Origin of the sequence: Pedobacter psychrotolerans, from assembly GCF_004340665.1 — a bacterium.
Classification (GTDB): domain Bacteria; phylum Bacteroidota; class Bacteroidia; order Sphingobacteriales; family Sphingobacteriaceae; genus Pedobacter; species Pedobacter psychrotolerans.
Window position 1 is genome coordinate 350,632 of record NZ_SLWO01000004.1, and the last position, 17,525, is coordinate 368,156.

The window sequence follows — 17,525 nt, forward strand, 5'->3', positions numbered from 1 at the left end:
TCAATTCGGATTAAAGGAGTTTCTATAATTTGTAGGCGAAACCGATGTTTTCTTTTTAAATAGCTTATTGAGCGATTGCGGATATTCGAACCCTAACTGGTATGCGATTTCGCTGATGCTCGAGCTAGTGCTTGTTAATAAAATTTTTATCCGTTCTATCAATGCGCCATGGATGTGTTGCTGCGCACTTTGCCCGGTCAGTTCGCGAAGCATATCGCTTAAATAATGGGGCGATACGTGCAGTTCATCAGCAAGGTGTTTAACCGTGGGTTGCCCCAGTAACTGAAGTTTGTCGCTTTCCCAATATCCAGCCAAAACCGTATCCATCTTGCTCAGCAAATCGCTGTTCAGGTTTTTACGGGTAATGAACTGTCTGTTATAAAACCTGTTGCAATATTGTAGAAGTAGGTCAATCTGCGAAACCATTACATCTTGGCTAAATCGGTCTATTCTTGTGCTATACTCCTTTTTAAGGCTGTCCATCAAACTATTTACCATTGTCTCTTCTTCGTCAGATAGGTGCAATGCCTCACTTGCAGCATAGGAGAAAAAACCATATTTTCCTATCGTTTGCGATAATGTATATCCTTTTAAAAAATCAGGATGAACCACCAGCCACCAGCCAGACAATTTAAGGTCGGCAATAATCTCGGTGGAAATTACTTGATTTGGTGAGAAAAATGTCATTACCCCTTCATCAAAATCGTATGCATTCTGACCGTATTTCATTTTGCCCACAAAACCTTTTTTTAGGGCGATACAATAAAAATTGTAGGCCACGCTTTCCAGGGTGTCATCATCATAACACTTGATCTTGCTAAAATCGATAACGCTGATTAGTGGATGTAAGGGCTTGGGAAGCTCCAAAATACGGTGCAGTTCGGAAATGGTTTCCATCCGGTAAGGCGTTTTTCTTTCTTGCTTCATGATGTTAAATTAAGCAATTCTTTTAATTTTTTATGGTTGCCATGTCAATTACAAAACGGTAACGCACATCTCCTTTTTCCATACGCTCAAATGCATGGTGAATGTCTTTGATGTCGATCACCTCCACATCCGATACGATATTATGCTCGGCACAATAGTCTAGCATTTCCTGGGTTTGTGCCAGTCCGCCTGCACCAGATCCGGCCAATGCCTTATTACCTGCAACAAGAGAAAAAGGCGAAACTTCGAAAGATTCCAGCGGAATACCCACGCAGATATGTACGCCGTTGGTGTTGAGCAAAGATAAATATTGATTGATATCATGCTTAGCAGACACCGTATCGAGTATAAAATCAAAAGAAGATTTCACTTTTTCAATTTGTTCTTCATCTTTTGTAACTACAAAATGGTGTGCGCCCAATAACTTTGCGTCTTCCCGTTTGGATTCTGATGTGCTCAATACCGTTACTTCAGCACCAAAAGCGATACCAAATTTAACGGCCATGTGTCCAAGTCCGCCGAGGCCCACAACGGCAAGCTTGTGCCCTTTTCCAACTTTCCAGTTTTTTAGTGGCGAGTAAGTGGTAATACCTGCACAGAGCAATGGAGCAACTGCTTCTGGGGCTAATTTTTCAGATACAGACAATACAAATTCTTCCCTCACCACAATATTATCTGCATATCCACCATAAACCGGCTGTCCGTCATGCCCTTTGGCATTATAGGTTTGTACGCCGGTGGCACAGAACTGTTCTTGATAATTTTTGCAATTTTCACACTCCAGGCAGGAATCTACCATCACACCTACACCCACCAAATCTCCAATAGCAAATTTAGCGACACTGTTCCCGATTTTAGCTACCCTTCCTACAATTTCATGACCGGGTACCATAGGAAACATTCCAGGAAACCAATCATCTCTGATGGAGTGGAGGTCTGAATGGCAAACGCCACAGTAAAGGATATCGATTAAAATATCATTATCGGCAAGGTCCCTTCTTTTAAAAGCCCATGGGGCCAAATTGCTCGTAGGGCTTTGAGCTGCATATCCATATGATTGAATCATTTTTTTTTAATTTTTATTTTAAACAAAGATCTATAATAACCCAATTTTTGACTTATCCAAATTGGGTTATTATTTATCCATATTGAAGGTTAGTTTGGTTATAATTTAAAATCTGACTACAACTGATTTTATCTGCGTATAAGCGTCGATTGATTCTGCGCCCAATTCTCGGCCAAGTCCAGATTGTTTATAGCCTCCAAATGGGGTGATAGGATCAAGTTCGAAGAGTGTATTGATCCAGACTGTACCTGCTTTCATCGCTTTTGCTACCTGATGGGCACGATTGATGTCCTTAGTCCACACCATTGCAGCCAGGCCGAACTCGGTATCATTGGCTTGGAATACCACATCATTTTCATCCTTAAAAGGGATCAAGGCTACTACCGGGCCAAAAATTTCTTCCTGTGCCAGTCTCATTCCATTTTTTACATTGGTAAAAACGGTAGGCCTTAGGAAGTAGCCTTTAGTTGAGGATCTTTCTCCGCCGGCGGCAAGCGTGGCGCCATCTTTAATACCAATTTCAAAGTAGGTCTGAATTTTTTCAAACTGGCCCTTGGTAGTAATTGGTCCCATTCCATTTGCGGGGTCGGTACCAGGGCCAACAACCACCTTGTTTGCCAGTTCGATAATCTTAGCCGATACTTCTTCGTAGATTTTTTCGTGGATAAAAACCCTCGATCCTGCCACGCATCCCTGTCCGGCTCCAGCAGTAAAACCTGTTAGTGCACCAGCAATTGCTTTGTCCATATCGGCATCGGGGAAAATAATATTTGCACTTTTACCACCCAGTTCTAGGGTTACTTTTTTCATGGTATCGGCGGTCGATTTAAGTATGCCTTTGCCCACAGGGGTAGACCCTGTGAAGGCAATCTTTGCCACATTGGAATGTTCTACCAAGGCCGAGCCAACTACTGAGCCCTGCCCGGTAACGATGTTGACCACGCCTGCTGGCAAACCAGACTCTACGATAAGCTCACCCAGCCTGATACAGGTTAATGAGGTGAACGAAGAAGGCTTAACTACAATGGTGTTTCCAAAGGCAATTGCAGGAGCGATTTTCCAAGCTACAGATTGAATTGGTCCATTCCAGGGTACAATGGCACCGCATACACCCAAAGGCTCCCTCAGTGTATAATTAAAAGAACCGCCATCAGTTGGATTGGTTTTTCCATATATCTTGGTTGGCCATCCGGCGTAATATCTAAAGGTATCTATTGCGCCTTGAACGAGCCATGCACTGGTAGAAAGGGACATTCCGTTATCCAACGTTTCGAGTAGGGCAAGCTCCTGCGCATTTTGTGCGATAAGATCGGCAATTTTGTGCAGGTATACCTCTCGCTGGTGCGCCGTAATATTTGCCCAATCTGCTCTTTCAAAAGCACGTTGGGCAGCTTCTACTGCAAGGTCGATATCTGCTTTTCCGCCTTCAAAGATAGTGGCAATAACTTCCTCGGTAGCCGGATTAATGCTTTCGAAGGTATTGCCAGAAATTGATGGAACCCATTTGCCATTTATTAATAATTTTTTAGTGTCCCTGTTTAGATAATCAAGTACGAGTTGATCTACATTTTTTGTTTGCTGAAGATTTTCCATGATTTGTTGTAATTACTTTAGATCACAAAAATCCACTTTCAAATACCGTAAAACTTATCCAAACTACCGAAATGCCAATCCAGAACGTGGCTACCAATCCTTAAGACCTGGCAGCCACGTGCAGAAATTCAGTCCTTTACTAATTTAGCAAAGCTGTTCACCGCTCGTATATCATCAACTCGGATCAATTAGACGAAGTGGAGGGGACACACTATACCTGAAAGGTTATCAGGTGATTATGTCCCCCACCTATAATGCTACTTTCATGGACTGGTGTAAACATATTAATCTGAAAACCCGCCGAAAATAGCTTTCACTTTTTTGCCTAAATCACCGTCGTGCGTGGTGGTGATGATGGTCAATGTTGTGGTGGTGGGATCAGTTGTTTGACGATCCCTTTTTGCTGCTGAGCGGAAAACAAACACGGTTTTCTTGCTCAATTTTAGAGTATTGATTGCTTTCATTCCGGAAAACTAGCCGTACTGATCGCCTTAAAAGATTGCCCGTGGTCAAGTCTGCAGTTCCCATGGTGAAAGACCTAAAACGAAGGAAAATATGAAAACGTTATTTAGAAAATACCGCTGGCATCCCCTGCTATGGGCACTGTTTGCTGCCTACGAAATTATTTCCATCTATACGGTATATGATAAACTGGCTAATTTCGAAAATTATTAAGTACACTATGCCATCAACATTGCACTGGCCTACACCCTTTCCGGCTGGATTCTTCCGTTTACTTTGGGAGGAGACAAACGAAGATTACTGACATTGACCATATCCATACCCTTCGCACTGATGCTATATCTAATGGCAAGTAACTTTGCCGACAGGCTCCTGGGCTACATCAGCGAGGCTGAATTTTTTGCAAGCGCAGGTCTTGATGAAATTTTCATTGCGGCAACAATATGGCGAGGGATCTATTTCATGGGAATAGGCAGTACTATTTTTCTTTTTCAAAACCGGGTCACTATACTCCAGCAAGCAGCGGAAATGCAGCAAGCGGCGTCAAATGCAGAAGTGCAAAAGTCAAAGTTAGCGCTGGAACTGGCCAATGCCAGAAATGCCTACCTGCAGGCGCAGATCAACCCACACTTTATGTTAAGCAGCCTGAGCTATATTTATGACCACACCAGAAAGTCAGCACCGACAGTTGCGCAGACTGTGCATTATCTTTCCAAACTTTTGAGATATGCCCTATCGAGTGAACGTGGGCCTGAAAAAATAAATATCAGTGAGGAAATCGAACAGGTGGAAAACCTGCTTAAGATTACCCGGATCAAAAAGCATAACTCCTATGTGCAGTTTAACTGCGAACCAGGTTGCAATAAGGTACAGATCATACCTTTTGTTTTATTATCTCTGGTTGAAAATATGCTCAAGCACGGTGATCTGAGTAATCCCGCGATCCCTGGAAGTATTTCAGTTTTCAGACAGGAAGAAAACCTCATCATTGAAACCAAAAACCTGAAAAGTGATGGCATTAATGATACCGGACTTCATACCGGATTATTAAATATTCAGCAGCGTTTAGCACATGTCTATGGGAATCTTGCCTCTATCAGTTACTTTTCGGAGGGTCAATTTTTCCGAACAACAGTGCGCATTCCCTTTGAAAGTTATTTACCACTTCAAATACCATCTTCCATCTAAGAGATAGGCAATTGAATTTGATCTGTTTAGTCCAGGTCGCTACAAAATGCATAATCAAGGCTGTTTGAACGGAACTTTGATTTACCGGAAGGGGGAACATGCACTTGATACAATATCTCAAACTGCAGAAAAACCATCGTATTTTATTTGTCTTATATCCATCGATACCAAAGAAAGTTTAATCGGCCGCGGTGAATCAGTTGCTGAAGCTGTTAATGCCTGGGATGTTCATTTGAAGGGGCATTTAAGAAACGCAGCTAATGATGATCGTGTTGTAGTTCATGCACGGGCATTAATAAACAGAACAACCCAGTCAAATGAAGTACCATCAATTGTAAAGGGAAAAGTTAAAGAAGATATTTGTGAGTGAGGTGCTGGGCTTTAATTTTTTTAGTCATTACGAAAAGGGCAAACTGTTCTCCAAGCTGAACAAAAAGGAAACACAGGCATCAGCAGAAGAAATTAAAAGACTAAAAAGCCCGCTAAGTGAAAAAAACAAAACGATCGAACTGAAAGATAAAATGATCCAAAATCTCTCACATACCGTTTCTTTGCTCGAAAAAGTTCAATACCGTTAATTTGGACGGTGGAGCGAGTGATCGTTTTGGAAAGTCATTCAAATGAATGATGAAAATACCAATCATTCATTTTCACTAAAATCGAAGTTTACATTTTACAAGATAAAACCTTCCACCAATTTAAGCTTTTACTCATTCCCAAATCTACCTAACATAAAATTCCATAAATTTGATGAGTCTGAAAACGGACTTTGACAATGAAGATTTATTTCAACAGAAAGCACTTATTTAAAGAAATTAATTATCCGGATCGTTACCTCAATAAAAATCTTCTTAAAACAGTTTTAATCATTTTTGGCGCCATTCTCGGATTTTTAATCCTCTTGAAGCCTTTTGAAGTTAATACATCGCAGCAGAAAGTTTATTATATTATCATATGTTGCCTCCATGCCTTATTACCGGCAGTAATCCTATATTTTTACTTTACTGCACTTAATTATTTACGGGCGAAGCATTCTGAAAACAAAAGCTGGTCTTTGACATCGGAATACGCACATATCAGCATTTCACTTCTTTTCACAGGGATAGTTAGCTTCCTGATCCGCGATCTGATTTACTTCAATCCAAATAACTGGTCATGGCACTATTTATGGGAAGAGGTGAGAAACTGTTTTGTAGCTGGTATACTTTTGTATTTTTTCATGAGGATGGCGATATTCTATTTGGAATCCAAAAAAGATACTTCCTTAATTTTCCAGTTTACTCCGCTTGATCTAAAATCAGAAAACAATTCGGGAAACACCTTGATTTATATTAAAACCCAAGTCAAGCAAGATAATTTCACTTTAGATCCAAACGATTTACTTTTTGCCAAAGCAGACGGGAATTACATCCAGATAGCAACCTGCAATAATAATCAGCTAAATACAGAGTTAAAAAGAATTTCCCTAACACAATTTGAATCACAGCTGCTTTCCAATCGTAATTTCTTCCGTTGTCACAGGGCCTTCCTTGTCAACATGCGATATATAACAAACGTAACTGGAAACTCGCAGGGATATACGCTTTCCTTTGATCATACGGTTGATAAGGTACCCGTTTCACGGGCACAGCTTGTTGCATTTAATGCGCTTTATCAAGAACTACGTCTTACCCAAAATTCATAGCCTAGTTGTTGATCACAAAGATTTGTTGCCGGCAACATTAGCAATAAATAACATGATATCCATTGTATGTTTGCGTTAGTAGCGGCTTAACCGAGCCTGATAATTAAAGCAACGCATTCCCTTATGGCATCCAAAATATTACTTCAGCAAACTGTTCCAAACAAAGTCAACAAAGTGTTTTATATCAATAATCTTAAAATACTTTTAACAACATTGGTTGTATTACACCATACTATTATTGTGTATTGTGCTCCAGGTGGATGGTATTATACCGAAAAAACAACCCAAATGGCCGCTATTGTACCCTCAACAATTTTTGTAAGCTTAAACCAATCATTTTTTATGGGCTTTTTTTTCCTCCTTGCCGGATACTTTACGGCACCATCCTACGATAGAAAAGGCAGTTGGCAGTTTTTAGGAGATCGCTTTATCAGGCTCGGGATACCCTTGTTATTTTATTCATTTGTGCTTTCACCATTACTAAGTTACCTCGTTTATTATTTTGCTGAAGGCAATCACATTGGCTATCTCCAATATCTTTCAGATTACCATTTGTGGATAGATTTTGGCGTACTGTGGTTTGTCGCAGCCTTATTGCTATTTACACTGATCTATGTTGGCGCGAAGCACTTCATGACCATTAAATTTAAAAATCCTATCCCAACGCCTGGTACGGGCATCATTTTGCTTTTTGCTGTTTTACTGGGGGTGCTCACCTTTTTCGTTAGGATTGTATTTCCTGTTGGTTGGGTTCTTAAACCGTTTGGATTTCAGCTAGGTCACTTTCCACAATATATCGTTATGTTTATTATAGGTTTATTGGCCTATAAGAATCAATGGTTTGATAACTTGTCTTTAAAAGTTGGTAAAAGCCTCAGGCGAGTTGCCTGGTTAAGTCTAATATTCTTTCCTTTGTTCTTTTTGATCAAGGCTAAGCTTAATATGCCCATTGCCTGGTATTCGGGTGGCTTTCACTGGCAATCTCTACTTTATGCCGTTTGGGAACAGTGTATAGGACTTTCGATTCTTACTGCCTTGTTGAGCCTGGGCAAAAATTCCTTGAACAAATCATCGCCCTTGCTGAATAAACTTTCCAGATGTGCTTTTGCCACTTACATTTTTCATCCATTGGTCATTACAGGCATTTCGCTTATTTTTAAATACTGGCTGGCAGATCCGGCAATCAAATTTTTAGTACTGGCTCCATTTGTGGTAATGGGAAGCTTTTTATTAGGCTCAATTATGCTGATGATTCCTGGTGTAAAAAGAATTATCTGATAATAGATTGAAAATGGAGGGCTGAGATTACCTAAAAACACTGATCTTTATTCTGCCTGCAATTCCTGGAGGCAATAAAAATTTGTTGTTAATGACCGAACTTTGGATACGGTAAAAAGGAGTTTTCGCATTCCGGATCCCTGTTGATCTAAAAATCCAACTCGTTTTGTATTTGCGCAAGCTGAGTTAATTTGCTTTTAAATTCCTGCCATATTTCTTTCAGGATAGTGCTCGCGGGTTTGATTTCTTTCAGCATGGCCGATACCTGACCGATTTCGAGTTCACCATTTTCTATATCGCCTTCAAACATTCCCAGTTGCGCCTTGGCATGGCCCAAAAGTTCTGCCAGCTGCATCCGGCTTGCGCCCTCAGCCTCAGCACTGGCAACAGCTTCGGCAAATTCATTCTTCAATAGCCTAACCGGAATCAGTTTTTTCATCGCCAGTTTAGTGTCTCCTTCAGTAGCAGCAATAATTTTATGTTTAGATGCTTGGTGAGCAGATGATTCCTCGGCTAACGCAAAAGCCGAACCGATTTGTACCGCATCTGCACCTTTATCTCTCCTTAAGTATAACTTTAGCGTGGTATCATCAGGACATTAAAAAACCACCTGTCATGGTTGTCTAAAAAGAATAAGAAACTTATCTTAATCCTCGACGTATCGGGATAGTTCGCAAAACTCATTTAGTAAGTCTAATTGTAGTCGGCCATATTGTGTAGATGAATAATAGCCCTGTCTTTCAAATCCTTTTTTCCAGCTTTCAAAATATTCATCAGCTTCTTGACGTGTTCCGAAGTCCTCCATTGCAATTGCAAATCCATCTGGGGAAACGTAGTTGTAAAGGACATTTGCGGTTTTGATCACTTCATTAGCTTGAGCGTTCCTGTTGATTTCGCTCTTTATAACATTAATGTTGTAAAGAAAAATATCATTCTCAAAAACCTTGCAAATAAGCTGATCTGCTTCCGGCAAGTTGGTTTCTACTATCCACGACAGCACTGTCTTTTTTTCTTCGGTCTGGGCGGTTATTAGGTTATCTGTCTGCATATTTTTTGTTTTTGATTAGAACATTTGCAGTAACATTCCCATGCTGTCAAGGGCGGTCCTTCACCGTTTATATACCCTTGATGGCATAAAAGGGAATTGTTACTATGTTCGTTTTTGTCAAAAGAAAAATGCAGATTGATCCGATCATTACACGCAGTAACTAGGACATAGGTAAGTTAAAAGTTACCTTATAGGTGTACTATAAAACGGCGGTATTGTGACATTTTTAAATCAATCTCGGACTGAATCATATTTTACAGCCTTACTTTTCTGAAAATTTGTGTTACAAAACAAATATTATTAAATTTACAGATAAACATTTTAATTATACAATAATGAAGATCGGATACGCTAGGGTTTTTACCAAAGAACGAAATTTGAATTGCAGATTGAAGCGCTCGAAAAGGCGGATTGTGAAATCATTTTTAGAGAAACAATTTCCGGAGCAACGAAGGTTCGTCCGGAACTCGATAAGATGATTGCTCAACTTGTAAAGGTGATGAATTAGTTGCCTGGCAATTAAACGTATTTATGGAAATGTTTGTAAATTAATCGATTCAGCAGTTACAGGAGCGAGATCTTGCATTTCACCTATGCGGCAAAGTGTAAGAAAAGCAATGGTCTTAATTTGGCAAATAATCTCCGCGCATAAGGGATGTGCCCATTGTTTGAAACACTGTTTCATTCTCATTGATTATTTTCTGGATACCTTTCGCACCCTATTAAAAGGAATTAATAATTATTACCATATGAAAACGACAAGACGCGTCCTTAACACCTTTATTTTATTAGTTTCCACGTTTGTTTCCTTACATGCGCAAAAACTGGAAATTCACCAACTCAATGTAGATCAGGCAGATGCGGCTGTTGTTCTTACACGAAAAAACGATACTATCAGCAAGATCATGATTATCGACTTCGGCGAAGATCATACTAGTGAGCTTGTTGGCTCGTATATCCAACATGTACTCAAATATACCGGAGATATAGACTATGCAATAGTGTCACACTATGACAGCGATCACTACGGCGGCTTTAATAGCTTTACAAAGAAATATTTGTTGGCTTTAGGGAAAAAAGTAAAGTGTTTAATTGTTCCTGGTGGTTTTGGTCCAAGTATACAGTATCCGGATGCAGGGCTAACAGCCGGGGCATCTGACTGGAATCCAAACTTAAAACCCGAACATACCGCCACCGCAACGCTTAAGGATTTCGTCACTTTGATTAGTAATCCGACATACGTACAAACGGTTTTTCAGATAAGCGAAATAAAAAGTATAAGCAAGTCTATCGATTTCGATACGATCGATAATATACCCGTTACTCTTGATCTCGTTGCCGGATTGCAATATGTCAGGGGTAATACAAGGCGGATAATATCTCCCAAGCATAGTACAAATAACGATGATGGTCTGGCGTGGGTCTTGCACTTTGGCCAGTTCAGGTTTTATACAGGCGGTGATTTAGGCGGCGGCACAGGGAATTATACAGATCACGAGACACCGCTTGCAACTTATTTTAGCTCAAATCCTTCCTACAATGCCATAAGCCTTGCAACCAAAGATAGTTTGTATAAGGGCCATATATGCGTGGCTAAGCTCAATCATCACGGGAGTAAGGAAAGCTCAAATGATACCTTTCTTAGCGTAACAAACCCATCCCTATGGCTAATTTCATGCGGCCAGCAAAGAGGTTTCAATCACCCTAATGTTGAGACATTAGAACGAATGGCTAAGGCGCCAAAACCAATAAACGAGGCTAAGCTCAGAGGCATTTGCATTACAACGATCCCCTACAATGAGGATACCATTAAAGTGACGAAGCGATTTGCTGATACAAACCTCTACTGGCTGGCATTTAGTCAAGCGCAAATGCATAAGCAAAGTACACCTTTTCCTATCGGGACGTATGTCGTTACAGTTGACCTGAAAAATGAGATACAGCTCACAGATGTTGCCTTTAAGGAAACGCCGATAACCGAACAGAGTGTGTTTTCTGTTGAGTTTCACGACCCTAAAAAACCTGAGGAGAAAATTTACCAGGTATTCAATTGTCATCACATAAAATAGCCATTTGCGTCTATGTCACCACAACCTGAAACTATCACTTCGTTAGATAATACCACCTATAATTTTCAATCATGGAAGCAATTATTCGATTTGCTATCCTTGACGCACATACCGGTTCAAAACGCTGTCGTTGAAAGAGACGAAAGCAACATGATTATTTCTGTCCATGCTGATGGCACAGTGTATGACCAGGTGGCAACGGTCGATTTAACTCGTAAGGGTGCCGGAATTAAAAGCGATTTTAAACTTAGAGTAGAAATTCAACAATTGCCCTTACGAAGCTTGCTGATCCAACCCGGGCTCGCTTCGATATATGACCAATTGACATCGGCTGGTTTACTGCCCAGCATTGCATTTCAGCAGATAATTATTGAAGGCGATACAGCAAAGAATAATATTCGTTTTACATCCATTGCCGGGACGAGCGAATGGGCATTGCCTGGCTTTAATCAGTTAAAGCTAAAGCAGCTATCATTTATATACTATAGGACGTATTCCCGTATCACTAAAGGGGGATCCGCAATTGTCACATTTGGTGGCCGTCTCAATATTGGGCAAACTGGTTTGGAGGCGTCCGTACAGACCGGAACTGACAGGCCCGGCCAATTGATTATACGCACGAAACAGGAAGTACCTCTTCAAAAAAGCTTGGACGAAATAAGTGCTTTTCTCTTAGGTCAGTCAATCTCCGCCATTTTACCCGAATCCTTTAGCAACGTTCCTGGTGTCTATTTATGTGACTTATATACACTAGTAAACCTGCGAGAATTAACAATTATCTCTACAGGAATTACCCTTGAAGTCAGGGAGGCATGGACATTAATGGAAGGTATTTGCCGAACAGGCAAATCAAGCCTATCACTGCGATTGGATAAAACCGCTAGCGGTGTTAGCTCGGTTCTTACAGTAATTTCAGAAATTACGCTTGTCGAAAATCTTACCACAACGTTGCTGATTGAGGTAGATAACCTGACGGCTAATTGGCTTGTTAGCCTGAATGCAGCATTGAGACTTCCTCGATTGAAAGACATTGATGTGCTGTTAGGCCTTTCAACACTATCCAATTCAGGATTGCCAGCTTCCCTCCTTGAACAGCAGTTACAGATTGATATACGAGATTTAAAAATGCAGTTCAGCCCTGCTGAAAAAACATTCAATGAATTCTCCCTAACCATTGCTTCCGAACAGCTTTGGGAGGTTATGTCAGGAATAAAAATTGGCAACACGTTATTTGAATTGAGTTGGACAAAGCAAGAGGGCATTCTCACAGGTAGTGTTTCCGGAGAGTTGTTACTCGGCAATAATCTAAAAGTTGCCTTATCGGGGGAAAAGCTTCCCGGAGGTATTATGATGGCAGGCAACTTTACCGCAAATTCACCACTTAAGCTTACCGAAGTGTTGTCCTATCTCTTCCCTGGCTTTCAGATGCCTGATGATTTATTTGAAGTGAAAATTATCAGTGGTTCTGTCAAAATTGATACATCTAACGGCGCGTTTGATCTGGATATTGATAATGACAGTTATCTGAACCTGGCGCCTCTTGCTAGGCTGGAATCGAAAAAGCTGACCGTTAGCTATAAAAAAGGCGATAACAGATGTACAATTAGCACAAAAGGTGCTTTTCGACTGATTAATCTTTCTGAAGGCGTAGCTGAGGCCAGTTACTTACTAAACCTCGAAGGAACGCTTAAAGCCAATATCGAAAAGGATCAGAATAGTGTTGGGTTTGTCAGCGATGAAGGCAAATCATCAATAGAATTGCCTACGCTTATTCCAGGCATAGACGGGAAGAATGTTTTGCTGCGCTTTGGACTACAGCGCATCGAGTTAAAGCAGGAAGCAGACAAAGGCTGGAAATTTAGTGCGACAACTGAGACGCAGTTGAGGAACCTAAATAAGAATATTGCCTCCATATTTCCCGACAAGATGACCGCATCGCTTACAATTAGTAAGACAGAACAGGTGATTACCTTAGACCATATAGTTCGGCCGCTCACCTTCGTGTTGCCAGAAGTTGAGTTTCCAACTGGCAAGGTACAGCTTGGCACCCTGGCCATCGGCTTGAGTAATTTTACTTTTGCACTGCGCAAGGAGGCTGAGGCATCTGTTGATATAGCCCTTGGATTGCCATCGAACCTGAATAAAATGTTTGGTGCAATGCCGGACCCGGCGGACACAAGCAAAACCAAGCCAGCCTTTGAACTATTCCGCACCTATGTTGAAGGAGACGCCGACAGTTATTTTAAATTAACCTTTGCTGCTACCGCCTCCGGAGGGGTAAAGCTGAGGTTAGGCAATTCGCCATTTAAGGTCAAAGCTTTTGAAATTAAGGACGGCTACTGGTACTGTGATCTCGGTTACTACGGCAAGCTGAAAATTATGTTACCTGTTTTGACTTATAAAAACGGTGCATTCAGCGGTAGAATCAGTTTCGAGCGGGAAGGAGAATTACGCTTCCCAATGTACCTGTTCAAGCAGATCATCAAAGACCAATTTAAGCTTGCCAAGGCAGCTGAATTCATCCCGGATGCCATTCCTATTACTAATATTGCCATACTGAACGATAGCGGGCATCTGAACGTAGCTACTATCCTGCAAGCCTTAAATCTCACCGGGGACGACCCAACCAGTAAAATAGTTCGAAGTATTATATCAGCCGTCGATGGAGTATTGGACGAACTTCCCGAGCGACTGCGTGATGTGTATATGAAACACCTGACCATTCCTGAGAAATTCTATGCAGAAGTTGCAGTCGGAGCCGATGGTGGTATCAATATAGATATGGGCGTCGAAGGCAATAAACAGCAAGGGACGGATGTGCTCCGTCTGTTATTCCCTGCAGCTATTGGCCCATTACCGGTGCTCAATGGTATTGAGTTACGCGGGTTCTCAGTAGGCACGACAATGGGCGGCAGCTTACTAACCTGTTCGATGGATATGGTTGTGGACCAGTTTGATCTTTTGACTTTAGGGTCTGCATTGCTTCGAGCGACAACTCCCTGGAAGGAAAGCTTGCCCGATGCCCGACAGGTACAGCGCACCTATACGGTTTCCAAGCTGTCGATGATTATTATTTATCAAACTTATGTACCCATTCCTATTCCAGTCTTTTATGACGAGCTTGGTTATGACTATTGTGGTATAGAGGGGATTCGGATGGCCGGGCATATAAAGTTCCCGCAGCCGAGGTTAAACATTGTCGCGTTACTAAAGCGTATAGGTGAATTAGTACGGTTCTTTAAAGAACCAGGCTTTGCACTTCCGGAAACATTACCGGAGGCTGAAAAGGATCTGGATTTTCGTTTTACGGTCAGTAAGACCTTTTTACAGATGCCAGAATATTTAGGGGGCGCGGTTATCGGACGAAATCAAACAGACTTCTTTAGCATTAGCGGCTATGAGATCGTCACCCAAATCCTGAATGACATAAAATTCTTCAAGGTCAACAAACTGATCCAAAGTATGCCGATTGACTGGCGCATCAACAGCGCCAAAACACCGGCCAACAGCTTTGGTATTAATGCTACACTTGCCTATGCGATAACAACACCCGAGGAATTCCTGCTGAATAAAACGGCCATAGCGCGCCTCCTGAGTTCGCTGAATATGCCGGGGGCAGATGACAACATGGCGGCTGTCTTGCATAGCTTTGTACCGTCGACCGTCACAAAAGACACGCAAGGCATGATTGCGCTCATTAACGGTCAGCTCAACATTGCCTCTGTATTGCAATTTAAGTCTCGTTTTGGCTTAGCGATTATTCAAAACCAAGGTTTTGCTACTTATATTCACATGCAAACCGGTCTGCTCAACTTGCTCGAAACAAAATTAGAAGGCTTGGTATCCATTGACACTTATAACAAGGCAAACCCCGTGATGGTGAAAGGAACGGCACTGTTGCGTTTTCCGGCATTTAACCATACCATGCTGGAGGGGGAATTACAGTATCCTGCATCTGAGAAGCCACACACTTTTTATTTCTCAGGTAAGTTTAGCCTGCTCCCATCTGCGGCAGAAGTAGGGTTGAATTCGCCAGCTGGAATATCGAGCCATTCCAAGGTTTTTATATCTAAGGATGAATTTTTGCTCGACCAGGCCACTATGCGTTTAACGCTGCCGGGCTTAGGCGAACTTTATTCATCAACGACCATTAAGATTAGTGCAACAGAGCAATTATTCTATACACGGACTATCATCTGGGGAAAGAATATAGCACTATCTATCAGTAATACAGCGGCAAATGGCTTCACCATGAAGGGTGACATGGATAGGATAGAATGGCTTGGAGGATGGCTTGTGCTGGAGGCTGCCGAAGAAAGCGGCAGAGGCCCGGCAATGTTGGTTGCCGTCAATAACGACATGCAGCTCACCGATCTTTATGTGTCGGCTCGCATATCGCTTTTCAAACTTACAAGTAGTCAAGTCAAGCTTGAACTAAAAAGAGATACCTGGACGTTCGCCCTCAAATCGACGACAGCCATCTTTGGAATCAAATCCGAGTTCAATTTAGCCTGCCTATTAAAATCAGACTATAGCAGGCTCACTGCACAGAGTAGCTTTACCGTTGGTTTTAAACACATTTTCGGCCGTAAAAGCTTCTGGCTGTTTTCTATTTTCACCTGGCAGTGGTATGAAGTAGTGGTATTTGACGGCTTCACCATTTCTGGGGATTTTATAGTACGTATGGATATGGACATGTACAATCCGGCTGCGGCTACGGATACCATTCGGCAGGAACTGGAAGCGGTACGAATAGAAATGGCCGGAATGGAAGAAGCTATTGAACACAAAAAGGCCGAGCTCGCGCCAAAGGTCAACGGCTATAAGCGTATCACAGATGATGTAAAAAAATACCGCTGGTTGCTGGAATTGCAGCAAAGCATGACTGATGCTGAGAAGGTAAAAAGTTTATATGAGGCCAAGCACAGAAGCGGCGGTGATCCCGAGGCAAAGAAGCAGTTTTTGCAGATGAAAGAAGACATGCTGCGGGAGGTAAATAACTATCTTTTGGTATTGTCCACTTCATTACTTGAGAACGACGCTGAAAAGCGGTTGTTCCTATACCGGCTCAATTACATTGACACCATACTGTGGAATGCTTCAGACGAAATTGGCTCTTATCAGGTCAAAAATCTGATTGATGGTGGGGCGGCTCCTGATTACGATTTTGTGCAGCAATTCTTTACCGAACTGGTTCAGTTGAAGAACAAATACGCCGCGCGCTATATACCGGTTGTTACATATACCAATCAGGAAAAAGCGTTGCAGGATATTGCCGAACAGCTTACTGATATATACCGCACCAGGCAGTTATTTGAGGCCTACATTAACCGTTCGTCAGACCGCAACAAAGAGGAACAGTTCAACACTGCGAAGGCAGAGCTTTTAAGTCTGTTAAATCAGTATGTCGATCAACTCAATGCAATAGGATTCACTGATGAAGATGAAAAGCGCATCTATATCAGCCGCCTCTACGTGCTCGACCGTGTGGTTGCCAATTTCAATGCTTATGGATCGCACGCTGGAACCATGCAGGACATTGCGAGGGCAATGCGATATATTAAAGGTCGTGAGTCAGGTGAGATCAAGGAAAAGGACATGGACCTTGAAAATCAGTGGCTCTTACTGTTAGCGGCCAAGATTTATAAAAAAAAGGTTGACCTCATCAATGATCAAATTCGCAACCATTTTATGCTTGATGCGGATGAAAACCTTACGCAAATGATGACTTTGGAAAAGCAAATGGAATGGCTTAATCAACAGGTAATCCCTGATATGGTCGAAATGAAAGCATTAGAAGAAAAGCAACAGGCTTTACAACATAAGTTATCTGAGTTCGAAAGTAGCCAGCAGACAACGCGAATCAGTATCAAATTTAATTCTGCGCTGGAAGCGTCTATCAACGATACCCGGTTTAGGTTAGCATTGCCGGAAATTGCCCTTTATGTAACGCCGACCGGCAATAGTATTCCAGACCTGATCTCCAGCTTACAAACACATATGGTTAACAGCATCACAAGCAATCTTTGGGAAGTCGGTACGTCAATTATCTCCGGGAAACCGATGGGTCGAGCAGAATTGGTACCTACAGCAGCACCATTAACATACAGACGAAGAAGCACTGGCACATCACAAGCCCCGCCTGTACCAGAGGGTTATGACGCATCTTTGGATATCAGCGAGTTTATTAAAAGGAAATAAACAAACTTA

The 17,525-nt window shown here is 41.8% G+C and carries 13 protein-coding genes and 1 pseudogene; 8 read left to right on the forward strand and 6 right to left on the reverse strand.

Going from position 1 to position 17,525, the window contains the following annotated elements; genetic code table 11:
- The 4 genes from EV200_RS11855 to EV200_RS11870 all read right to left on the reverse strand — a co-directional run bounded on the left by EV200_RS11855 (position 1) and on the right by EV200_RS11870 (position 4,050).
- On the reverse strand, positions 1-927 hold the full coding sequence (locus EV200_RS11855; protein ID WP_132532836.1) for a helix-turn-helix domain-containing protein: 927 nt from the start codon (positions 925-927) through the stop codon (positions 1-3).
- 22 nt (positions 928-949) lie between these two features.
- A complete protein-coding gene (locus EV200_RS11860; RefSeq protein WP_132532838.1) occupies positions 950-1,993 on the reverse strand; it encodes an NAD(P)-dependent alcohol dehydrogenase in 1,044 nt (347 codons plus the stop codon).
- Between the two features lie 105 nt (positions 1,994-2,098).
- Positions 2,099-3,586 (reverse strand): aldehyde dehydrogenase family protein, encoded by a 1,488-nt coding sequence (locus tag EV200_RS11865; RefSeq protein WP_132532840.1) that lies wholly within the window; start codon positions 3,584-3,586, stop codon positions 2,099-2,101.
- Between the two features lie 284 nt (positions 3,587-3,870).
- Entirely contained in the window at positions 3,871-4,050 is a 180-nt protein-coding gene (locus EV200_RS11870; protein ID WP_132532842.1) for a hypothetical protein, read from the reverse strand.
- A gap of 343 nt (positions 4,051-4,393) precedes the next feature.
- Between EV200_RS11870 and EV200_RS11875 the strand changes: the two genes are divergently transcribed.
- The 5 genes from EV200_RS11875 (at position 4,394) to EV200_RS11895 (ending at position 8,198) form a co-directional block, all read left to right on the forward strand.
- Positions 4,394-5,236: a sensor histidine kinase gene (locus EV200_RS11875; protein ID WP_165877919.1), complete on the forward strand. Its 843-nt coding sequence runs from the start codon at positions 4,394-4,396 to the stop codon at positions 5,234-5,236.
- Between the two features lie 64 nt (positions 5,237-5,300).
- Positions 5,301-5,606, forward strand: a complete 306-nt coding sequence (locus EV200_RS11880; protein ID WP_132532846.1) for a hypothetical protein — start codon at positions 5,301-5,303, stop codon at positions 5,604-5,606.
- On the forward strand, positions 5,599-5,814 hold the full coding sequence (locus EV200_RS11885) for a hypothetical protein (protein ID WP_132532848.1): 216 nt from the start codon (positions 5,599-5,601) through the stop codon (positions 5,812-5,814). Before EV200_RS11880 ends, EV200_RS11885 begins: the two co-directional genes overlap by 8 nt.
- A gap of 197 nt (positions 5,815-6,011) precedes the next feature.
- Positions 6,012-6,920, forward strand: coding sequence for a LytTR family DNA-binding domain-containing protein (locus tag EV200_RS11890; RefSeq protein ID WP_132532850.1), 909 nt, complete (start codon positions 6,012-6,014; stop codon positions 6,918-6,920).
- Between the two features lie 123 nt (positions 6,921-7,043).
- The gene (locus EV200_RS11895; protein WP_132532852.1) at positions 7,044-8,198 is read left to right on the forward strand and encodes an acyltransferase family protein; all 1,155 of its coding nucleotides are present in this window, start codon (positions 7,044-7,046) and stop codon (positions 8,196-8,198) included.
- A gap of 148 nt (positions 8,199-8,346) precedes the next feature.
- Here EV200_RS11895 and EV200_RS11900 read toward each other — a convergent pair.
- Positions 8,347-8,742 (reverse strand): annotated as a pseudogene (locus EV200_RS11900) (nitronate monooxygenase); the annotation flags it as partial.
- 102 nt (positions 8,743-8,844) lie between these two features.
- Positions 8,845-9,246, reverse strand: a complete 402-nt coding sequence (locus EV200_RS11905; RefSeq protein WP_132532856.1) for a hypothetical protein — start codon at positions 9,244-9,246, stop codon at positions 8,845-8,847.
- Positions 9,247-9,628: 382 nt separating this feature from the next.
- Here EV200_RS11905 and EV200_RS22205 point away from each other — a divergent pair, with 382 nt between their 5' ends.
- From EV200_RS22205 to EV200_RS11920, 3 genes are all read left to right on the forward strand, one after another.
- Positions 9,629-9,754: a recombinase family protein gene (locus EV200_RS22205; RefSeq protein WP_208864538.1), complete on the forward strand. Its 126-nt coding sequence runs from the start codon at positions 9,629-9,631 to the stop codon at positions 9,752-9,754.
- A gap of 241 nt (positions 9,755-9,995) precedes the next feature.
- Positions 9,996-11,315, forward strand: coding sequence for a ComEC/Rec2 family competence protein (locus EV200_RS11915; protein ID WP_132532858.1), 1,320 nt, complete (start codon positions 9,996-9,998; stop codon positions 11,313-11,315).
- Between the two features lie 12 nt (positions 11,316-11,327).
- Positions 11,328-17,516 (forward strand): hypothetical protein, encoded by a 6,189-nt coding sequence (locus EV200_RS11920; protein WP_132532860.1) that lies wholly within the window; start codon positions 11,328-11,330, stop codon positions 17,514-17,516.
- Positions 17,517-17,525 lie beyond the last annotated feature (9 nt).